This is a genomic window from Salinisphaera sp., assembly GCF_035690525.1.
In the GTDB taxonomy this organism is placed as follows: domain Bacteria; phylum Pseudomonadota; class Gammaproteobacteria; order Nevskiales; family Salinisphaeraceae; genus Salinisphaera.
In genome coordinates this window covers 11,619-26,788 of the sequence record NZ_DASSKM010000085.1, presented here as the reverse complement: position 1 = coordinate 26,788, position 15,170 = coordinate 11,619, and the positions used below count along the sequence as shown (strand labels likewise).

The window sequence follows — 15,170 nt, the reverse complement described above, 5'->3', positions numbered from 1 at the left end:
GGGCGGGTTGATTACTCGCTTTTAGCGGAGATTAGGAATGGCTTATATTCAGGTCGCCACGGAAAACTCGGCTCCGGTCGAGCTTTATTACGAGGATGTCGGCGCCGGGCGCCCGGTCGTGTTGATTCACGGCTGGCCGCTGTCCGGCCGCTCCTGGGAGAACCAGGTCCGCCCGCTGGTCGAGGCCGGCTATCGCGTGATCACCTACGATCGGCGCGGCTTCGGCCATTCGTCCCAGCCGTGGAACGGCTACGACTACGATACCCTGGCCGCCGATCTCAACGCGCTAATGGAACGGCTGGATCTGCACGATGCCACCCTGGTCGGCTTTTCCATGGGCGGCGGCGAAGTGGCGCGCTATCTCGGCACCTACGGCGGTTCGCGTATTGCGGGCGCGGTGTTCGCCGCGGCCGTGCCGCCGTATCTGTACCAGACCGACGACAATCCCGAGGGCGGTCTGGACGACGCCACCATCGAGCAGTTCGAGGCCGGCGTGACCGGCGACCGGCTGGCCTTCATGGACGATTTCTCGTTCAAATTCTTCTCGACCGAGGAAGATGGCCTGTGGGTCAGCGAGGCGGCGCGCATCTATCACCGCAATCTGGCGTGGGGCGCGTCGCCTAAAGGCACGCTGGACTGCATCGCAGCCTTCGGCCGGACCGATTTTCGCGCCGACCTGGCGCGCATCGATGTGCCCACGCTGGTCATCCACGGCGATGCCGATGGCATCGTGCCGTTGGAGGTTTCCGGCCAGCGCACCGCCGAAAGCATAACGGATGCCTCGCTGGTGGTGATCCAGGGCGCGCCACACGCCGTCAACGCCACGCATGTCGATGAATTCAATCGCGCGTTGATCGAGTTTCTGGACTAATACCAACCGCTACCATGATGTAACGATAGCCGATAAGAAAAAGAGCAAGTCCGCAAATAAACGCCGATGTATGCAAATAAAGAAAAATTTATTTTTATTTGCGTTTTTCGCGTTCATTTGCGGACTGTTTTCTTCTTCCTTTTGTATCCTTGTTTTGCAGGCCAGCCTGCAAAAATATTAGGCGGCTTTGTGTTTCATCGAAGCCATGTCGATCACGAAGCGATACCGGACATCGCCCGCTTTCATGCGTTCGAAGGCCTGGTTGATGTCGTTGATGTCGATCATCTCGACATCGCAGGTGATGCCGCGCTCGGCGCAGAAATCGAGCACTTCCTGGGTCTCCGGCATGCCGCCGATCAGCGAACCGCCGATCACGCGGCGCTTGAAGATCAGGTTCATGCCGGTGATGGCCGGCTCGATCGGGTCCAACAGGCCGACCAGAATATGAGTGCCGTCGTACTTCAGCGCGCCCAGATACGGATCGATCGGATGCTGGACCGGCACCGTGTCGAGCATGAAGTCGAAGGTTTCCGCCACGGCGTTCATCTGATCGTCGTCGGTCGAGACCACGACATGATCGGCGCCGTTGGACTTGGCCTCGGCGACCTTGGACTCGGAGCGGGTGAACACCGTGACTTCTGCGCCCAGCGCCCGGGCGAGCTTGACGCCCATATGGCCCAGACCGCCCATACCGATCACGCCGATCTTGTGGCCGGGTTTGACGCCGTAGTGCTTGAGCGGCGAATAGGTGGTGATGCCGGCACACATCAGCGGCGCGGCGGATTTCAGGTCGATGCCGTCGGGCATCCTGAGCACGAAGCGCTCGGCAACGACCACGAAATTGGAATAGCCGCCCTGGGTCATCGTGCCGTCGTGGCGATCTTCGCTGCCGTAGGTCATGGTGAAACCGTTCAGGCAGTACTGTTCCAGCCCGTCGTTGCAGGCTTGGCATTCGCGGCAGGAATCGACCATGCAGCCGACGCCGACCAGATCGCCTTCCTTGTAATTGCGGACCTCGGGGCCGACCTGCGTGACCCGGCCGACGATCTCGTGGCCCGGCACGACCGGAAATTCGGTGAAGCCCCAGTCGTTCTTGGCAAAGTGTAAATCCGAGTGGCAGACGCCACAGTAGAGGATCTCGATCGAAACATCGTCCGGCCGCGGATCGCGACGCTCGAAATGCCAGTGCTCGAGCGGCTGGTCGGCCGCGTGCGCGGCGTAGGCTTGGGTCTCGGTAGGCATGGGGTCTCCTTTGCATCGGATGAGTGCAGGCGCCGGCCTGCCGTCGATATTCAGGATGGGTTCGCCGGCCGGTTGAAACCATAGGCGTTTCTGGCTTGTTTATGCCCGAAACTATGAAAGACGGCGGCGTAGGCGCGGTAACCGGGGCGAGTTCGTGCACAATTGTATGCCTGTTCAGCAGTACGGCTTCGTGATGACCGAGCAGACGATCCGGCAGACAAGAAGGTCCGATTCGGCGTTACACGGCCGCATGGTCCGAACGATCGAACGCCATATACGCCATGACGGCTTCAACGACACGGCGCTGCATGCACTGTCGCTGGTGGCGTCGCACTGCCGGCGCGCACGCGAGCCGATCGTGTACGAACCGGGGCTCATCTTCATCGTTCAGGGCGAAAAAACCGGGTTTATCGACGACCGCGTGATTCGCTACGGCGCCGGTCATTACCTGGTGCAGGCGATGCCCTTGCCGTTCGAGTGCGAAACCGGCGGCTCGGCCGACGAGCCGTTGCTGGGCGCCGCGCTGCGTATCGCGCCCGAACTGCTGGCCGAACTCGCGGGCGCCGTGGGTCCGGTCGAGGCCGGCCGGGACATTGCGCACGCCGCGGACACCTTGCCCATGGCCGCGGTGACGCTCGACGGCGCCATCGGCGAGGCGTTGGAGCGGTTGCTTGATTGCCTGGATGATCCGGCGGCTGTGCGGGCGCTCGGCCATGCCCGAATTCGCGAAGTGATCTTCGAGGCCCTGCGCGGGCCGCAGGGGCATCTGCTGCGCCAGTTGCTCCAATCCCAGGGCGCCTACGCGCGGATCGGCGGAGCGATCGAGACGTTGCGCGCCGATTATGCGTTACCGCTGTCGGTGCCCGCGCTCGCGGCGCGCGCGCATATGAGCGTGTCGAGCTTCCATGCCCACTTCAAGCAACTCACGCGGATCTCGCCGCTGCAATACCAGAAGCGTATCCGCCTGTTGCGGGCGCGCGATCTGCTGATTCGGAACGCGGCCAACGTCAGCGGCGCGGCCAGCGCGGTCGGCTACCAGAGCGCGTCCCAGTTTTCGCGCGAGTACAAACGCTATTTCGGCGTCGCGCCGACCCACGATCACGGGTTCGGGGCCGACGCGGTCGACGAGTCGATCGCCTCCTAGTCCGAAGATCTTCCCCGGCCGCGCAGCACCTTGAGCCGGCCGCGGCGCTTTTTGTCGTCGGTGCGTTTGCGGCGGGCCGCCTTCGACGGCCGGGTCGGCCGGCGTTTTTTCGGTGTCCGGCCGGCGGCGGCCACGATCGCGGCCAGCCGTCGGCGCGCATCCTCCAAATTGGCTTCCCGGCTTCGATACTGCTGGGCCTTGATCACGATTGTGCCGTCGCGCGTAAAACGCTGATCGGCGCCCGCACGCCCCATCAGCCGGGTCTTGTAAACCTCGGGCAGCGACGATGTCTGGATCGCGAAACGCAGGTGTACGGCCGAATTGGTCTTGTTGACCTTTTGTCCGCCCGCGCCTTGCGCGCGCACGGCCCACCATTCGATCTCGTGTTCCCCCAGAACGACGGTATTGGAAATACGCAGCATCGCGACGATCGGCGCGGATGAATGGCTTCATGCTGGTACAGGTGGGCGATTGCGGCAAGCCCGGGACGAAGGGGTGCATCCGATCGCTAAAAAGCTGTATAAATAGACAGTATGGAGACGATCGAAAAACTGGCGATTCTCGCGGACGCCGCCAAATACGACGCGTCCTGTGCCTCGAGCGGTACCGCATCGCGTTCGTCGCTCGGCGGGCGCGGGGTCGGTTCGGCCGGGGGCTCGGGTATCTGCCATGCGTACGCCCCGGACGGCCGCTGTATCTCGCTGCTCAAAATTCTGTTGACCAATTTCTGTATCTACGAATGCAGCTACTGCATCAACCGCAACTCGTCGAACGTGCGCCGGGCGCGATTCACGCCCAAGGAAGTGGTCGATCTGACCCTGGATTTCTATAAACGCAACTATATCGAGGGGCTGTTTCTGTCCTCGGGCGTGATCCAGACCGCCGACTACACCATGGCCCGGTTGGTCGAGGTCGCGCGCTGCCTGCGCATCGAGCACGATTTTCGTGGCTATATCCATCTCAAGACCATTCCCGACGCCGACGGCGAATTATTGGCCGAAGCGGGGCGATACGCCGATCGTCTGTCGATCAACGTGGAGCTGCCGACGCGGGTCGCACTGCGCGAGCTCGCGCCGGAGAAGGATCATCGCACCATCAAACTCTCGATGGCGCGTATTCGCGCCCGTCGGGAAGAGCAGGCCGAGGCGCGCCGCGCCGCCCGGCGTATTACCAGCGCACGGCCCAAACCCGCGGCGATCGAGCGCTTCGCGCCGGCCGGCCAGTCCACGCAGATGATTATCGGCGCCGAGCCGTCGACCGACGCCGAGATTCTGGCGACCACGGCCGATTTGTATTCGTCGTATCGGCTGAAGCGCGTCTATTTTTCCGCCTTCTCGCCGATTCCGGACGCCTCGGCGAAGCTGCCGGCGCGGCGCACGTCACTGGTCCGCGAGCACCGGCTGTACCAGTCCGACTGGCTGATTCGTTTCTATGGCTATCGCCACGACGAGATCACCGCCGGCGACGACGCGGCGGCCGGTATGCTCGATTTGGAGGTCGATCCCAAATTGGGCTGGGCGCTGCGCAACCGCGCTTATTTTCCGGTGAATCTCAATCGTGACGATCGCGAGCGGTTGCTGCGCGTACCGGGGCTCGGCGTGAAATCGGTCGACCGTATTCTCGCCCTGCGGCGCTGGCAGAAAGTGCGGCTCGAAGACCTGGTCGCGCTCAAGGCCGGGGTCAAGAAGGCCATGCCGTTCATAGTCTGCGCCAACCATCACCCGGGCATCGGCGAGGCGAGCAGCGCACGGCTCGCCGCGCGATTTGCGCCGCCCGCGGCCGCGCAGCACAGTTTTGACTTCTAGCCCGTGCGATCAGGGAGAACGAGCAGCTATGGCCGACCCGATTTTCTGTGTGTTGACCGGCGATATCGTGAAATCGTCCGCGTTATCCGAGCGCGCGCTAGATACCGTCATGCAGGCGCTGTCCGATATGGCGGCGCGCATGGGCACCTGGCCGGGCGAGACCGACGTGCGCTATGAGCGGTTTCGCGGCGATGGCTGGCAAATGCGGCTGCACGCGCCGGCGCACGCGCTGCGCGCCTGTCTGTTCGCCCGGGCGGCGGTTCGCCTCGCCTGCGATCGGGGCGAAACGCGTATCGGCGTGGGCATCGGCGCCGCCGAGGCCGGGGCGAGTTTGGCCGCCTCCTCCGGCTTGGCGTTCGAGCGCTCGGGGCGCGGTTTGGAAGCCTTGGGCGTACATCGGCTCTGGCGTATCGAAGGCGGTTTCGATACGTCGGCCGCCCGGGCGCTCGCGCTCGGCCTATTCGCGGTTTGCGACGAACGTTCCCGGCACTGGACCGCGCGCCAGGCGGATATTTTCATGCGCCTGGCCGGCCCGGCGCCGCCGCCGATGAACGATGTGGCCGACGCGCTGTCGGTCCAGCCGCAGACGATTCAGACGCATTTCACGCGCGCCGGCGGCCATGCATTGTTTGAAGCGATCGAGGCTTTCGAATCGGCATGGGCATGAGGTTATGCCGGGCCGGCGGCGCCCATAACAGCCATTTTCGACTGTTTTTAAATAAACAGCCGAAAATGGCTGTCTGGATACGCCCAGGCGTGGCCGGGCGAATGAGCGCGCCATGATGCTAAAAAGCCTCGTCGCGCTTGTGTTCGCGCATGTCCTCGCCGACTTCCTGTTCCAAACCCGTGGTCTGGTCGTGGCCAAGCACCGGCCGACGATTTTCGCGCTGCATATCGGCTGCGTCGCGATCACGGCAGCGCTCGCGCTCGGCGCGGCGTCGCTCGGCGCCTGGGCCGCGGTGGCGCTTGTTGCCGGTTCCCACGGCATCATCGATGCGTGCAAAATTCATCCGCGCGTCGCGGCCTGGGCGGCGATGACGCCGTTCGGTTCGCTGCGGCTGTTCGCGATCGATCAGGTCGCGCATCTGACGTTCGTCGCCATCGCAGCCGTGCTTTGGCCGCATGCTTTTTCGGCCGGGCTCTGGCCGATTCTGCTGGGCGGTTCGAGCGCGCAGTTTCTGTCGATCGGCTTCGCGCTCGCCGGCGGTTTCTGGTTGGCGACCCGGGCCGGCGATTTAATGCTGGCCCAACTTATGCTCGGTTTTCATTCCGCGCGGGCCGCCGGCGAGGACCGGGTCGCCGGCGAGGACCGGGCCACCAGCGAGGATAAGACCGGCAGCCCGCAGCTGCCCGGGGCCGGCGCCTGGATCGGCTGGCTCGAACGTACGCTGGTGTTTCTGTTCGTACTGCTTGGCCAGTTCAACGCGATCGGTTTCGTGATCGCGGCAAAATCGATTCTGCGGTTTCGCTACACACGTGAGCCCCGGGTCAGCGAGATTGTGATTATCGGCACATTGGCCAGCTTCGGCTGGGCGATCATCGTCGCGCTACTCGTGCATGCTGCGCTCGTCGGCTTCGGTGTCTGAGCATGGAACAGGCGTCGCTGTTCGGTACACGCGCCACGGCAAACGGCCACGCCGCGGTCGTGTTCACGCCCGATTTCGCCGGCTGGCAGGCGGCGGCCCGGGCGCAGTGGCAGGCGGGCATGGCGCCGGATGCGCTCTGGTGGCAGCCCGATCGCCACGCGAGCCCGCCGCCGGTATCGGCCGGCGGCGTGGAACCGCGGGTGCCCCGGCAGTTTATGACGCTGGCCCGAGCCGCGGCCTGTTATCGCAGCGCCGATCGTTGGACGCTGCTGTATCGGCTGCTATGGCGGCTTACCCACGGCGAGCGGCATCTGCTTAGGCTGGTGGGCGATCCCGACGTGGCGCGGGTGGATCGCTACGCCAAGGCGGTCAAGCGCGATGTGCACAAGATGAAGGCGTTTGTGCGATTTCGTATTCTGGCGGAGCCCGGTTTCGAGGAACCGCGTTACGTCGCCTGGTTCGAGCCGGAGCACGAGGTGGTTGAATACGCGGCCGGATTCTTCCAGCGCCGTTTCGCGAACATGCGGTGGTCGATCCTCACGCCCGATCGCTGTGCGCACTGGGAGGGCGGCGGCGATATATGGTTTTCGCCGGGCGCCGACCGGACAGCGGCGCCGGACGGCGATGTCACCGAGGATGCCTGGCGGGTCTACTACCGCAGCATCTTCAACCCGGCGCGGGTCAAGATTCGAGCGATGATGTCCGAAATGCCGGCGAAATACTGGAAGAACCTACCCGAAGCCGCGCTGATTCCGGGCCTGATCGCCGGCGCGGATCGCGATGTCGCCGCGATGACGGCGGCGCGGCGCGAACGCGACGATCTACGCTGCGGACCGACCCCGGCGTCACCCGGGGCCAGGCTCGCCCGACAAACCGAAGCGGCGGCGCCCGGCTCGCTCGAACAGCTGGCGCTGCGCGCGGCCGGCTGTCGCCGTTGCGGGCTATGCGGCCCGGCCACCCAGACCGTGTTCGGCGAAGGACCGGAACACGCCCGTATCATGCTGGTCGGAGAACAGCCGGGCGACGCCGAAGATCTGGCCGGGCGGCCGTTCGTCGGCCCGGCCGGACGCCTGCTCGACGCCGCCCTGGCCGACGCCGGGCTGGACCGGCGGTCGCTGTATGTCACCAACGCGGTCAAGCACTTCAAGTTCACGCCGCTGGGCAAAACGCGTGTGCACGCCAAGCCCGATGACGACCAAGTGCGCGCCTGCCGCCCCTGGCTGGAGGCCGAGATCGCGCGTGTGCGCCCCGAGATCGTGGTCGCGCTCGGCGCCACGGCCGCGATGTCGCTGCTCGAGCGTCCGGTGTCGGTAACGCGTTATCGCGGCCGGCGTATCGATTGGCGCGGTCGATGCCTGGGCATGACCGTGCACCCGGCGTTTGTTCTGCGCGCGGCCGAACGCCGCACGCTCGAATATCGGCGGTTCGTATCCGATCTGGCCGCCGTCGCGGGCGGGCGCGATACCAACCATTGATAGGGTCCGCAAACCGCCCTTCGACGGCTGAACCGCGACTGATTTGATCCGGCAGGTTTGTTCCGGCGATCGAGGCCGGCCGCCGAATCGCGGTATGCTCGGAGAGCGGCCGTCTCGACCACGAGGCGGCCGGCGACAACTACCTTGACGGATAGGGATCGCAGGAGGCGAACATGGGCCGAGCAGAGGATTCGACACGGGCCCGACTGTTTGATCAGGTGTCCAGCCTGACTTTCAATCTGTCACGCCAGGCGGTCGGCGCGCTGGCCGGCCGTGTCGGCGGGCTGACGCTGCGTATCGGCTCCACTCTCATTCTCGACCGGAGCCAGCGCAAGCGCCTGTCGGCCGAGCAGCGCGCGTGGATGACGCGCGCGGGCGCGGCGATCCACGACGCGCGCACCACCGCCGGGCTGTCGCTCGACGGCTTGGCCGAAGCGCTCGATCTGGAAGACAAGACCGTACTCCAGGCGATGGAGCAGGGCAGCGCCACCGTTTCGTTCGAACTCATCCTGCGGCTGACCTCGCTGCTGGCCCGCAACGACCCGATTCCGTTCCTGATCAGCCTGATCCGCGGTTTCAACCCGCGTTTATGGGCGCTGGCCGAGGATTGGGGCATCGGTCATCTGCCGACCATGATCGAGCGCGACCGCAAGTGGATGAACATCTACCGCGGCAACGACGCGGTGCGCCAGTTGCCCGAAGCCGAGTTCAACCAAGTGCTGGCGTTCTGCAAGAGCTCGATGGAGACCGCGATGGCGCTGCGCGCCGGCCGCTTCGAAGCCGATCCGCCGCCCGGCCGGGGGCACGATCCGGCGCCGCCGGGCGAACCCGGCGACGAGGACGAGCCGTTCTAAAACATACCGGCGTTGACCAGCATATGGACCCAGATCGAGGCCGCATAGCCGAGCGCCACGGCCCAGCTCCATTTCAGGTGCGAGACGAAAGTGTAGTAACCGCGCGCCTGGCCCATCAGCGCCACCCCGGCGGCCGAACCGATCGACAGCAGGCTGCCGCCGACACCGGCGGTGAGCGTGACCAGCAGCCATTGACCGTCCGGCATCGACGGATGCATCTGAATCACCGCCGCCATGATCGGGATATTGTCCACGATCGCCGACATCACGCCGATCGCGGTATTGGCCCAGGTAGCGCCGATTTGACCGTACAGTGCATTGGCCAGCACCGACAGATAACCGAGAAACGCCAGCCCGCCGACGCACAGCAGCACGCCGTAGAAGAACAGCAGCGTGTCCCATTCGGCCTCGGCCACGTGCCCGAACACGTTGAAACGCTCGGCGGAGTCGCCGCGCTCCTCGTGCCGGATCAGTTCGGGCGGGGTCATTTCGTCGGCTTCGCGATAGGCCGCCAGCGCCTGATCCTTGCGCAGCGCCGTCTTCATGAGGAAATACATGAGCAGCTGCAGATAGGCCAGGCCCAGCATCATGCCGAGATAAGGCGGCAGATCGAACAGGCTGTGGCCGATGACCGCGGTGGCGATGGTCGCCGCGAAAGCGATCAGCACGCCATAGCCGCCGCGGCGTACATAGCTCGTGTCCTCGCTGGCCTCGGGCGCGCCGGACGGCACGGCGAACTGCATGATCGCCGCCGGCACCACGAAATTGACCAGCGCCGGCACGAACAAACGGAAGAACTCGAAAAAGTTCAAAACCCCGGTTTGCCACACCATCAGCGTGGTGATGTCGCCGAACGGGCTGAAGGCGCCGCCGGCGTTCGCGCCCACGACGATGTTGATACAGGCCAGCGAGATGAAGCGCTTGTTGCCGCCGCCCACGGCCAGCGCCACGGCCGAAAGCACCAGAGCCGTGGTCAGGTTGTCGATCGCCGGCGAGATGATGAAGGCCAGGAAACCGACGATCCAGAACAGCTTTCGGTAGGAATAGCCGCGCGCCGCGAGCCAGGTGCGTAGCGCCTCGAAGATATGGCGATCGGTCATGGCGTTGACGTAGGTCATCGCCACCAGCAAAAACAGAAACAACCCGGCGAACTCGACCAGGGTCTCGGTCAGGGCATCTTCCACCGCGGCCGGAACCCCGGTGAAATGGACGTAGGCCGCGATCAGCATCCAGATCAGCCCGGCGGCCAGAATGACCGGCTTGGACTTGCGCAGATCGGTATATTCCTCGAGCGCGACCAGCACATAGGCGACCACGAACAGCGCCAGCGCCAGCAGCCCCGGCCAGGCCGTGGTCAAGTCGAGACCGCGGCCGGCGGCGCCCGAGCCCGACTCGGCCGCCCAGGCGGTTATTGGCAGGAGCCAGCCGCCGACGACTGGCGCCCAGGCCAGGAACATACGCTTTGCGGTCATCGACATTCCCCCGACGCTCGGCGCCGGTGCCGAGCCGCTGCATGATGAAAGCCCGTTAGCTTAGCAAGATGCCGGCATACGGGATAATGGCGCGCCGCAACCGATGCCTCGCCGGTGCGCGGAATCGGCGTACCGGGCATGGCTACGTAAGGTTCCCCATATCCGCTTCGCCGTTGTTAAGCTAACGTAAATAGCGCCTGTGCCGACGGCACGCGCCGTACCGGTCGGCACGCCGCAAGGGAGGGGTATACGGCGATGATGGAGCGTTGTACAGCGACAAGCCGTATCGCATGCGCTGCGCTGGGGCTTGGTTTGTCGTGGGCGGCGGCCGGTCCGGCCCATGCCGGCGGGGCTCTCGATCTGGAGCGCAGCGTGGCGCAGTTCGTGGTTATCGACAACGAGCGCCGGGCGATCGCCGAGAATCAAGCGCCGCCAATGCCGCATGACGGTCCGGCCCGGCCGGGCGATCCGGAAGCGCCCGAGGAACTCGACGCGTCGCACAACGTGGCTATCTTGCCGCAGATCGGCTACGACCCGGAAGTCGGCTTCATCGTCGGCGGCAAGTTCAGCGACATCAATTTCGGCGAGTCGCACATGAATCTCGACATCGGCGCCACGCAATCGACCGGTGGCGAGACCAGTTTCGTCGCGACTTGGGGCGCGCCGCATGTGTTCGGCAGCGATTTCATCGGTATCGTGCGGCTACACTACGAGTTGCGCCCGACGCACGATTTTTATGGCCTGGGTAACAACAGCGTCGGCGACGATCCGCTCAGCCAGCACGAGTATCACGGTACGTCGCTGTTGTTCACGCTCGCGCGCCGGCTGGCGCCGCACTGGGTGGCGGCCGGCACCATCGGCTACGACCGCATCACGATCGGCCCCGGCGATCCCGAGCCCGGCAAGCGCTCGACCACCGATGCCTTTGGCCATCTGCCCGGTATCGAGGGCGGTTACAACAATCCGCTGTCGTTGGCGATCATCTACAACACCCAGCGCGATCTGACCCGGCCGGAGCAGGGCTGGAACGTGATCGGCAAAATCACCCACGTCGGCCCGGAACTCGGCAACGATTTCAACTATACGCGTTTCACCGGCGACGCCAGTTATGTGCATCCGATCGGATCGTCCGCCCATCTGATCGGCGTGCGCGTCAATGCCCAGTATGTCACCGGCAGCGGCGACGATCTGCCGTTCTATGAATTCGCCTCGCTGGGCGGTTTCGACAGTCTCGAGGGCTTCTATCCCGATCGTTTTCTGGGCCAGAGCCGGGTGTTCGCGCGCGTCGGTTATCAGCAGTTGCTCGCGGATTTTGACTTCTACAATATTTGGCGCGTTCGGCTCGACGGCACCTTGTTCGGCGGCGCCGGGCGGGTCTTTCTGGATCGTTCGCGACTGCCCGACGATCTGCTGGCCGAAACGCCGGAAGTCGCGCCGGGGCTTTCCGACGACATCCGATTCAGCTACGGCGCCGGCCTGCACATCGCCCTCGGCGAGGCGCTGTCGACCCGATTGGACGTGGGCTTCTCCGGCGAGAGTAAGGGGCTCGTCTATCTCTCCTTCGGCAACGCGTTTTAAGCTGGGCGTTTTGCCGCGCAGGCAGGGAGACTCATGAATCCAGGCAAGGGTATCGTGGCCGGCTTCATCGCCACGGTGGCGATTTCGGTGCTGATGATCGTCAAGGCGTTCTCGCACCGGTTGTCGGCTTTCAACACGATCGAGATCATCCATCGGCTGCTCGGTGGCCCACTGGTCACCGGCTGGATCGGGCACTTCGTGATCGGCTCGCTGATCTGGGGCGTGTTGTTCGCCGTGTTTTATCGCCGACTGCCGGGCGGGTATGCCGTTGTACGCGGTTTGGTTTTCGGCGTATACGCGTGGCTGGCGATGATGCTGTTGTTCCTGCCGGTCGGCGGCATCGGCTTCTTCGGTGTGGCGATCGGCTGGCCGGTGGTGGGGTTCACTTTGGCCATTCACTTGGTCTACGGCGCCGTGCTCGGCGCGAGCTATGGCTCGATGACCGGTCAGCGCTGAAGCAAAGAACGGTATCTCTGTCCGGTTGAATCCGATGCGCCGCCCGGCCCACGCGTGCGACGCGCGGGCCGGGCGCGCACGTCAGGCGGCTTGTTTCTGTCCGTGCCGCTGCGTATAGATATGGATCAGATCGAGCAGGATGTTGGCGCTTTCGGTCTGGTAGGCATCGATTTCGTCGCTGCCGGTCGCGCCGGGGGTCTGCTCGGGCAGGGTATCGACCGGGTCGGCTTCGTCGCCGTTGGCCGCCTCGGCGTCCTCGTCCTGTGCGTTTTCGAACGCCTCGTAATCCTTGTACGGCTCCTTGCCCGTGGCCTTGCGGTGCGCGTTGGCCAGAGCCAGTATCCGGTGATCGAGTTGCTGCTGCTCCTGGCGCCGCTTGTCGATATCCAGCGATACCGTGTCCTGGCTGCTCTCCTGGCGCGCCAGCTTGATCCGGTTGACCAGATACTGGAAGTCCGGATCGTCGGCCACGCGCTGACGATGGTTCTTCTTCAGCGTGGGCAGCATGTGCCCGATCGCGTCCGATTCCGGATAGGCGGTCGGCGGAATGGTGTCGTAGGGCAGGGCGTTGGGCAGCGAAGACTCGCCGATCTTATCCGGATCGATCGCCGACGGATAGGTGATGTCCGGCACCACGCCGCGATCCTGTGTGCTCTTGCCCGTGACGCGATAGAACTTGGCCTCGGTCAGCTTGAGCTGGCCGGCGGACAGCGGCAGCAGGGTCTGGACCGTGCCCTTGCCGAAGGTCCGGCTGCCCAGGATGAGCGCGCGGCCGTAATCTTGCAGAGCGCCGGCCACAATCTCCGAGGCCGAGGCCGACAAACGATTGGTCATCACCGCCAGCGGCCCGGAATAGACCGCGCCCTGGTTGCGGTCGCCCAGCACCTGAATATTGCCGCTGGCGTCCTTGATTTGCACGCCCGGAGCGGACCCCATGAACAATCCGATCAGATGCATGGCTTCGCCGAGCGCGCCGCCGCCGTTGTTGCGCAGATCGAGGATGATGCCGTCGACGTTGTCCTTTTTCAGCTTGATCAGCTGTTTCTTTACGTCGTCGGAGGTGCCGTTGTAGAACGACGGCAGCGTGATCAGCCCGATCTTGTGGTCGGTGCCGTTTCGCTTGACATGGATGACGCGCGAACTGGCGGCCTGATCCTTGAGCTCGATCTTGGCGCGCTGGAGCGTGATCGTCTTGGTCTGGCCGTTGTCTTGGGGCGAGATCTGCAGCCGCACGTACGTGCCGGCCTTGCCGCGGATCAACTGCACGGTTTCATCCAGACGCATGCCGATCACGTCGACGAAATCGCCTTTCTTGCCCTGGCCGACGGCGATGATGCGGTCGGTCGGCTTGAGTTTGCCGGATTTGGCGGCCGGGCCGCCGGGAATCAGACGCACCAGTTCGGCATAGCCGTTCTTCGAGCGCAGCTCGGCGCCGATGCCTTGCAGCTGTAGGTTCATGTTGATGCTGAAGTCTTCGTAGCGCCGGGGCGAGAAGTAGTCGGTGTGCGGGTCGTAGCTATGGGTATAGGCGTCCATGTAGACCGAGAACGCATCGGTCGGCTCGGCTTGGCGCAACTGCTTGAGTTCGTTGGTATAACGCTGGGTCAGCCGCTTCTGGATCTCGGCCGGATCGATATCGTTGAGCCGCAGTTCGATCACCTGGTTCTCGAGCTGCTTGGTCCAGAGTCTCTCGCGGGCCTCGGCGCCGGCCGGCCACGGCGCGTTCTCGCGGTCGACCTTGAATATTTCCTGATCGTCGAGATCGAGCGAACCCAGCCCCTGCTCGATCCGATCGAGTGCCCACTGATCGATCTGGATGCGCCGCTTTTGATAGGTGTTGAAGATGTCGTAGGCGGCGGTCAGGTTGCCGTTCTTGAGCTGGTCGTCGAGTTCGTCGGCGTATTTTTTCTTCAGACGGGCGACGTCCGAGGCCAGAAACACGCTGTGTGTGCTGTCCAGGTCGTTGAGGTACGCCTTGAAGAACTGCTCCGAGAACGCGTTGTCGAGCTTGATTTTGTTGTAGTGGTTGTTTTGCAGCTCGCGCACGATTTCCTGATCGATTTGGCTCTGATTGTTGTCCGGCACCAGCGGGGTATAGCCCTTGGCCGGGCCGGCGCCGGCATCCGGCACCGGTATTGGCGTCGGTTGATTTTCCGAAGCGGCACAGCCGGTCTGGACGCACAGCATCGCCAGAAGCACAAAGAACAGGGCTAAATTGCGCATGAAAATCAAGTGTCCTATCGAATCGACCGCGGTAACGCGGCCACGGGATCGTGGAAGGCTGGAGCGGCGTGCCGGCGCCGCCTGAAAATCGTCGAAATTATCGGCACGATCGACAACAATACATGAACGATGCCTTGTGCAGGAATACGCACGCGCCCGGGGCCGCCGGCCCGGACGCGCCACGCGTGAATGCCGGCACGCCGGCGGTATCGACGACGGCGACGGCGCGATACGCCAATCGTTCATCGGCGCAGCGCCATACGCCGCGGCGGCCGGATGCACGGCGTCGTACGTTATCGGCAGTAGCGAGGGGTTCGCGGGACATCAAAAACGCCGGGATCGATAATGGGCGACCGGGAAAAATGCTAATAAATTCATGTTACAAGACACTGAAAGCCTGGTTCGCGGGCTGGCGCGCGGCGGCGCCGGATCTAAAGCGCTGCTCGCTTCGGTCGATTTGTATA

The 15,170-nt window shown here is 64.2% G+C and carries 13 protein-coding genes; 9 read left to right on the top strand and 4 right to left on the bottom strand.

The window, feature by feature from the left end; translation table 11 throughout:
* The first annotated feature begins 37 nt into the window (after positions 1-37).
* Complete coding sequence (locus VFJ08_RS06220) at positions 38-871, top strand: alpha/beta hydrolase (protein ID WP_324996271.1); 834 nt, start codon at positions 38-40, stop codon at positions 869-871.
* Between the two features lie 177 nt (positions 872-1,048).
* Here VFJ08_RS06220 and VFJ08_RS06215 read toward each other — a convergent pair whose 3' ends face one another.
* Positions 1,049-2,113, bottom strand: coding sequence for an NAD(P)-dependent alcohol dehydrogenase (locus VFJ08_RS06215; protein WP_324996269.1), 1,065 nt, complete (start codon positions 2,111-2,113; stop codon positions 1,049-1,051).
* Between the two features lie 166 nt (positions 2,114-2,279).
* On the opposite strand from VFJ08_RS06215, the gene VFJ08_RS06210 reads away from it, so the two are divergent.
* Positions 2,280-3,257 carry an AraC family transcriptional regulator gene (locus VFJ08_RS06210; protein WP_324996267.1) on the top strand — a complete coding sequence of 326 codons (978 nt, stop codon included), beginning with the start codon at positions 2,280-2,282 and terminating at the stop codon, positions 3,255-3,257.
* On the opposite strand, the gene arfB is transcribed toward VFJ08_RS06210, so the two are convergent.
* Positions 3,254-3,679 (bottom strand): alternative ribosome rescue aminoacyl-tRNA hydrolase ArfB, encoded by a 426-nt coding sequence (arfB, locus tag VFJ08_RS06205; RefSeq protein WP_324996265.1) that lies wholly within the window; start codon positions 3,677-3,679, stop codon positions 3,254-3,256. The two genes, VFJ08_RS06210 and arfB, sit on opposite strands and share 4 nt — an antisense overlap.
* A 111-nt stretch (positions 3,680-3,790) precedes the next feature.
* Between arfB and VFJ08_RS06200 the strand changes: the two genes are divergently transcribed.
* The 5 genes from VFJ08_RS06200 to VFJ08_RS06180 all read left to right on the top strand — a co-directional run bounded on the left by VFJ08_RS06200 (position 3,791) and on the right by VFJ08_RS06180 (position 8,977).
* Positions 3,791-5,062 carry a putative DNA modification/repair radical SAM protein gene (locus VFJ08_RS06200; RefSeq protein WP_324996263.1) on the top strand — a complete coding sequence of 424 codons (1,272 nt, stop codon included), beginning with the start codon at positions 3,791-3,793 and terminating at the stop codon, positions 5,060-5,062.
* Between the two features lie 28 nt (positions 5,063-5,090).
* Positions 5,091-5,729, top strand: coding sequence for a hypothetical protein (locus VFJ08_RS06195; protein WP_324996261.1), 639 nt, complete (start codon positions 5,091-5,093; stop codon positions 5,727-5,729).
* A gap of 112 nt (positions 5,730-5,841) precedes the next feature.
* Positions 5,842-6,648: a DUF3307 domain-containing protein gene (locus tag VFJ08_RS06190; RefSeq protein WP_324996259.1), complete on the top strand. Its 807-nt coding sequence runs from the start codon at positions 5,842-5,844 to the stop codon at positions 6,646-6,648.
* A gap of 2 nt (positions 6,649-6,650) precedes the next feature.
* The gene (locus tag VFJ08_RS06185) at positions 6,651-8,123 is read left to right on the top strand and encodes a UdgX family uracil-DNA binding protein (RefSeq protein WP_324996257.1); all 1,473 of its coding nucleotides are present in this window, start codon (positions 6,651-6,653) and stop codon (positions 8,121-8,123) included.
* 173 nt (positions 8,124-8,296) lie between these two features.
* Entirely contained in the window at positions 8,297-8,977 is a 681-nt protein-coding gene (locus VFJ08_RS06180) for a helix-turn-helix transcriptional regulator (protein WP_324996255.1), read from the top strand.
* Here the strand turns inward: VFJ08_RS06180 and nhaD are convergent.
* Positions 8,974-10,449 (bottom strand): sodium:proton antiporter NhaD, encoded by a 1,476-nt coding sequence (nhaD, locus tag VFJ08_RS06175; protein WP_324996252.1) that lies wholly within the window; start codon positions 10,447-10,449, stop codon positions 8,974-8,976. The genes VFJ08_RS06180 and nhaD overlap by 4 nt on opposite strands.
* A gap of 312 nt (positions 10,450-10,761) precedes the next feature.
* On the opposite strand from nhaD, the gene VFJ08_RS06170 reads away from it, so the two are divergent.
* On the top strand, positions 10,762-12,027 hold the full coding sequence (locus VFJ08_RS06170; protein ID WP_324996250.1) for a BamA/TamA family outer membrane protein: 1,266 nt from the start codon (positions 10,762-10,764) through the stop codon (positions 12,025-12,027).
* Between the two features lie 33 nt (positions 12,028-12,060).
* Complete coding sequence (locus VFJ08_RS06165; protein ID WP_324996248.1) at positions 12,061-12,483, top strand: DUF6789 family protein; 423 nt, start codon at positions 12,061-12,063, stop codon at positions 12,481-12,483.
* Between the two features lie 81 nt (positions 12,484-12,564).
* Here VFJ08_RS06165 and VFJ08_RS06160 read toward each other — a convergent pair whose 3' ends face one another.
* Complete coding sequence (locus VFJ08_RS06160) at positions 12,565-14,706, bottom strand: carboxy terminal-processing peptidase (protein ID WP_324996245.1); 2,142 nt, start codon at positions 14,704-14,706, stop codon at positions 12,565-12,567.
* Positions 14,707-15,170 lie beyond the last annotated feature (464 nt).

Coding starts and splice junctions, on each gene's coding strand:
- VFJ08_RS06195 (WP_324996261.1), top strand. CDS start 5,091: ATGGCCGACCCGATTTTCTGTGTGTTGACCGGCGATATCGTGAAATCG.
- nhaD (WP_324996252.1), bottom strand. CDS start 10,449: ATGACCGCAAAGCGTATGTTCCTGGCCTGGGCGCCAGTCGTCGGCGGC.
- VFJ08_RS06200 (WP_324996263.1), top strand. CDS start 3,791: ATGGAGACGATCGAAAAACTGGCGATTCTCGCGGACGCCGCCAAATAC.
- VFJ08_RS06210 (WP_324996267.1), top strand. CDS start 2,280: ATGCCTGTTCAGCAGTACGGCTTCGTGATGACCGAGCAGACGATCCGG.
- arfB (WP_324996265.1), bottom strand. CDS start 3,679: ATGCTGCGTATTTCCAATACCGTCGTTCTGGGGGAACACGAGATCGAA.
- VFJ08_RS06215 (WP_324996269.1), bottom strand. CDS start 2,113: ATGCCTACCGAGACCCAAGCCTACGCCGCGCACGCGGCCGACCAGCCG.
- VFJ08_RS06185 (WP_324996257.1), top strand. CDS start 6,651: ATGGAACAGGCGTCGCTGTTCGGTACACGCGCCACGGCAAACGGCCAC.
- VFJ08_RS06165 (WP_324996248.1), top strand. CDS start 12,061: ATGAATCCAGGCAAGGGTATCGTGGCCGGCTTCATCGCCACGGTGGCG.
- VFJ08_RS06180 (WP_324996255.1), top strand. CDS start 8,297: ATGGGCCGAGCAGAGGATTCGACACGGGCCCGACTGTTTGATCAGGTG.
- VFJ08_RS06190 (WP_324996259.1), top strand. CDS start 5,842: ATGATGCTAAAAAGCCTCGTCGCGCTTGTGTTCGCGCATGTCCTCGCC.
- VFJ08_RS06220 (WP_324996271.1), top strand. CDS start 38: ATGGCTTATATTCAGGTCGCCACGGAAAACTCGGCTCCGGTCGAGCTT.
- VFJ08_RS06160 (WP_324996245.1), bottom strand. CDS start 14,706: ATGCGCAATTTAGCCCTGTTCTTTGTGCTTCTGGCGATGCTGTGCGTC.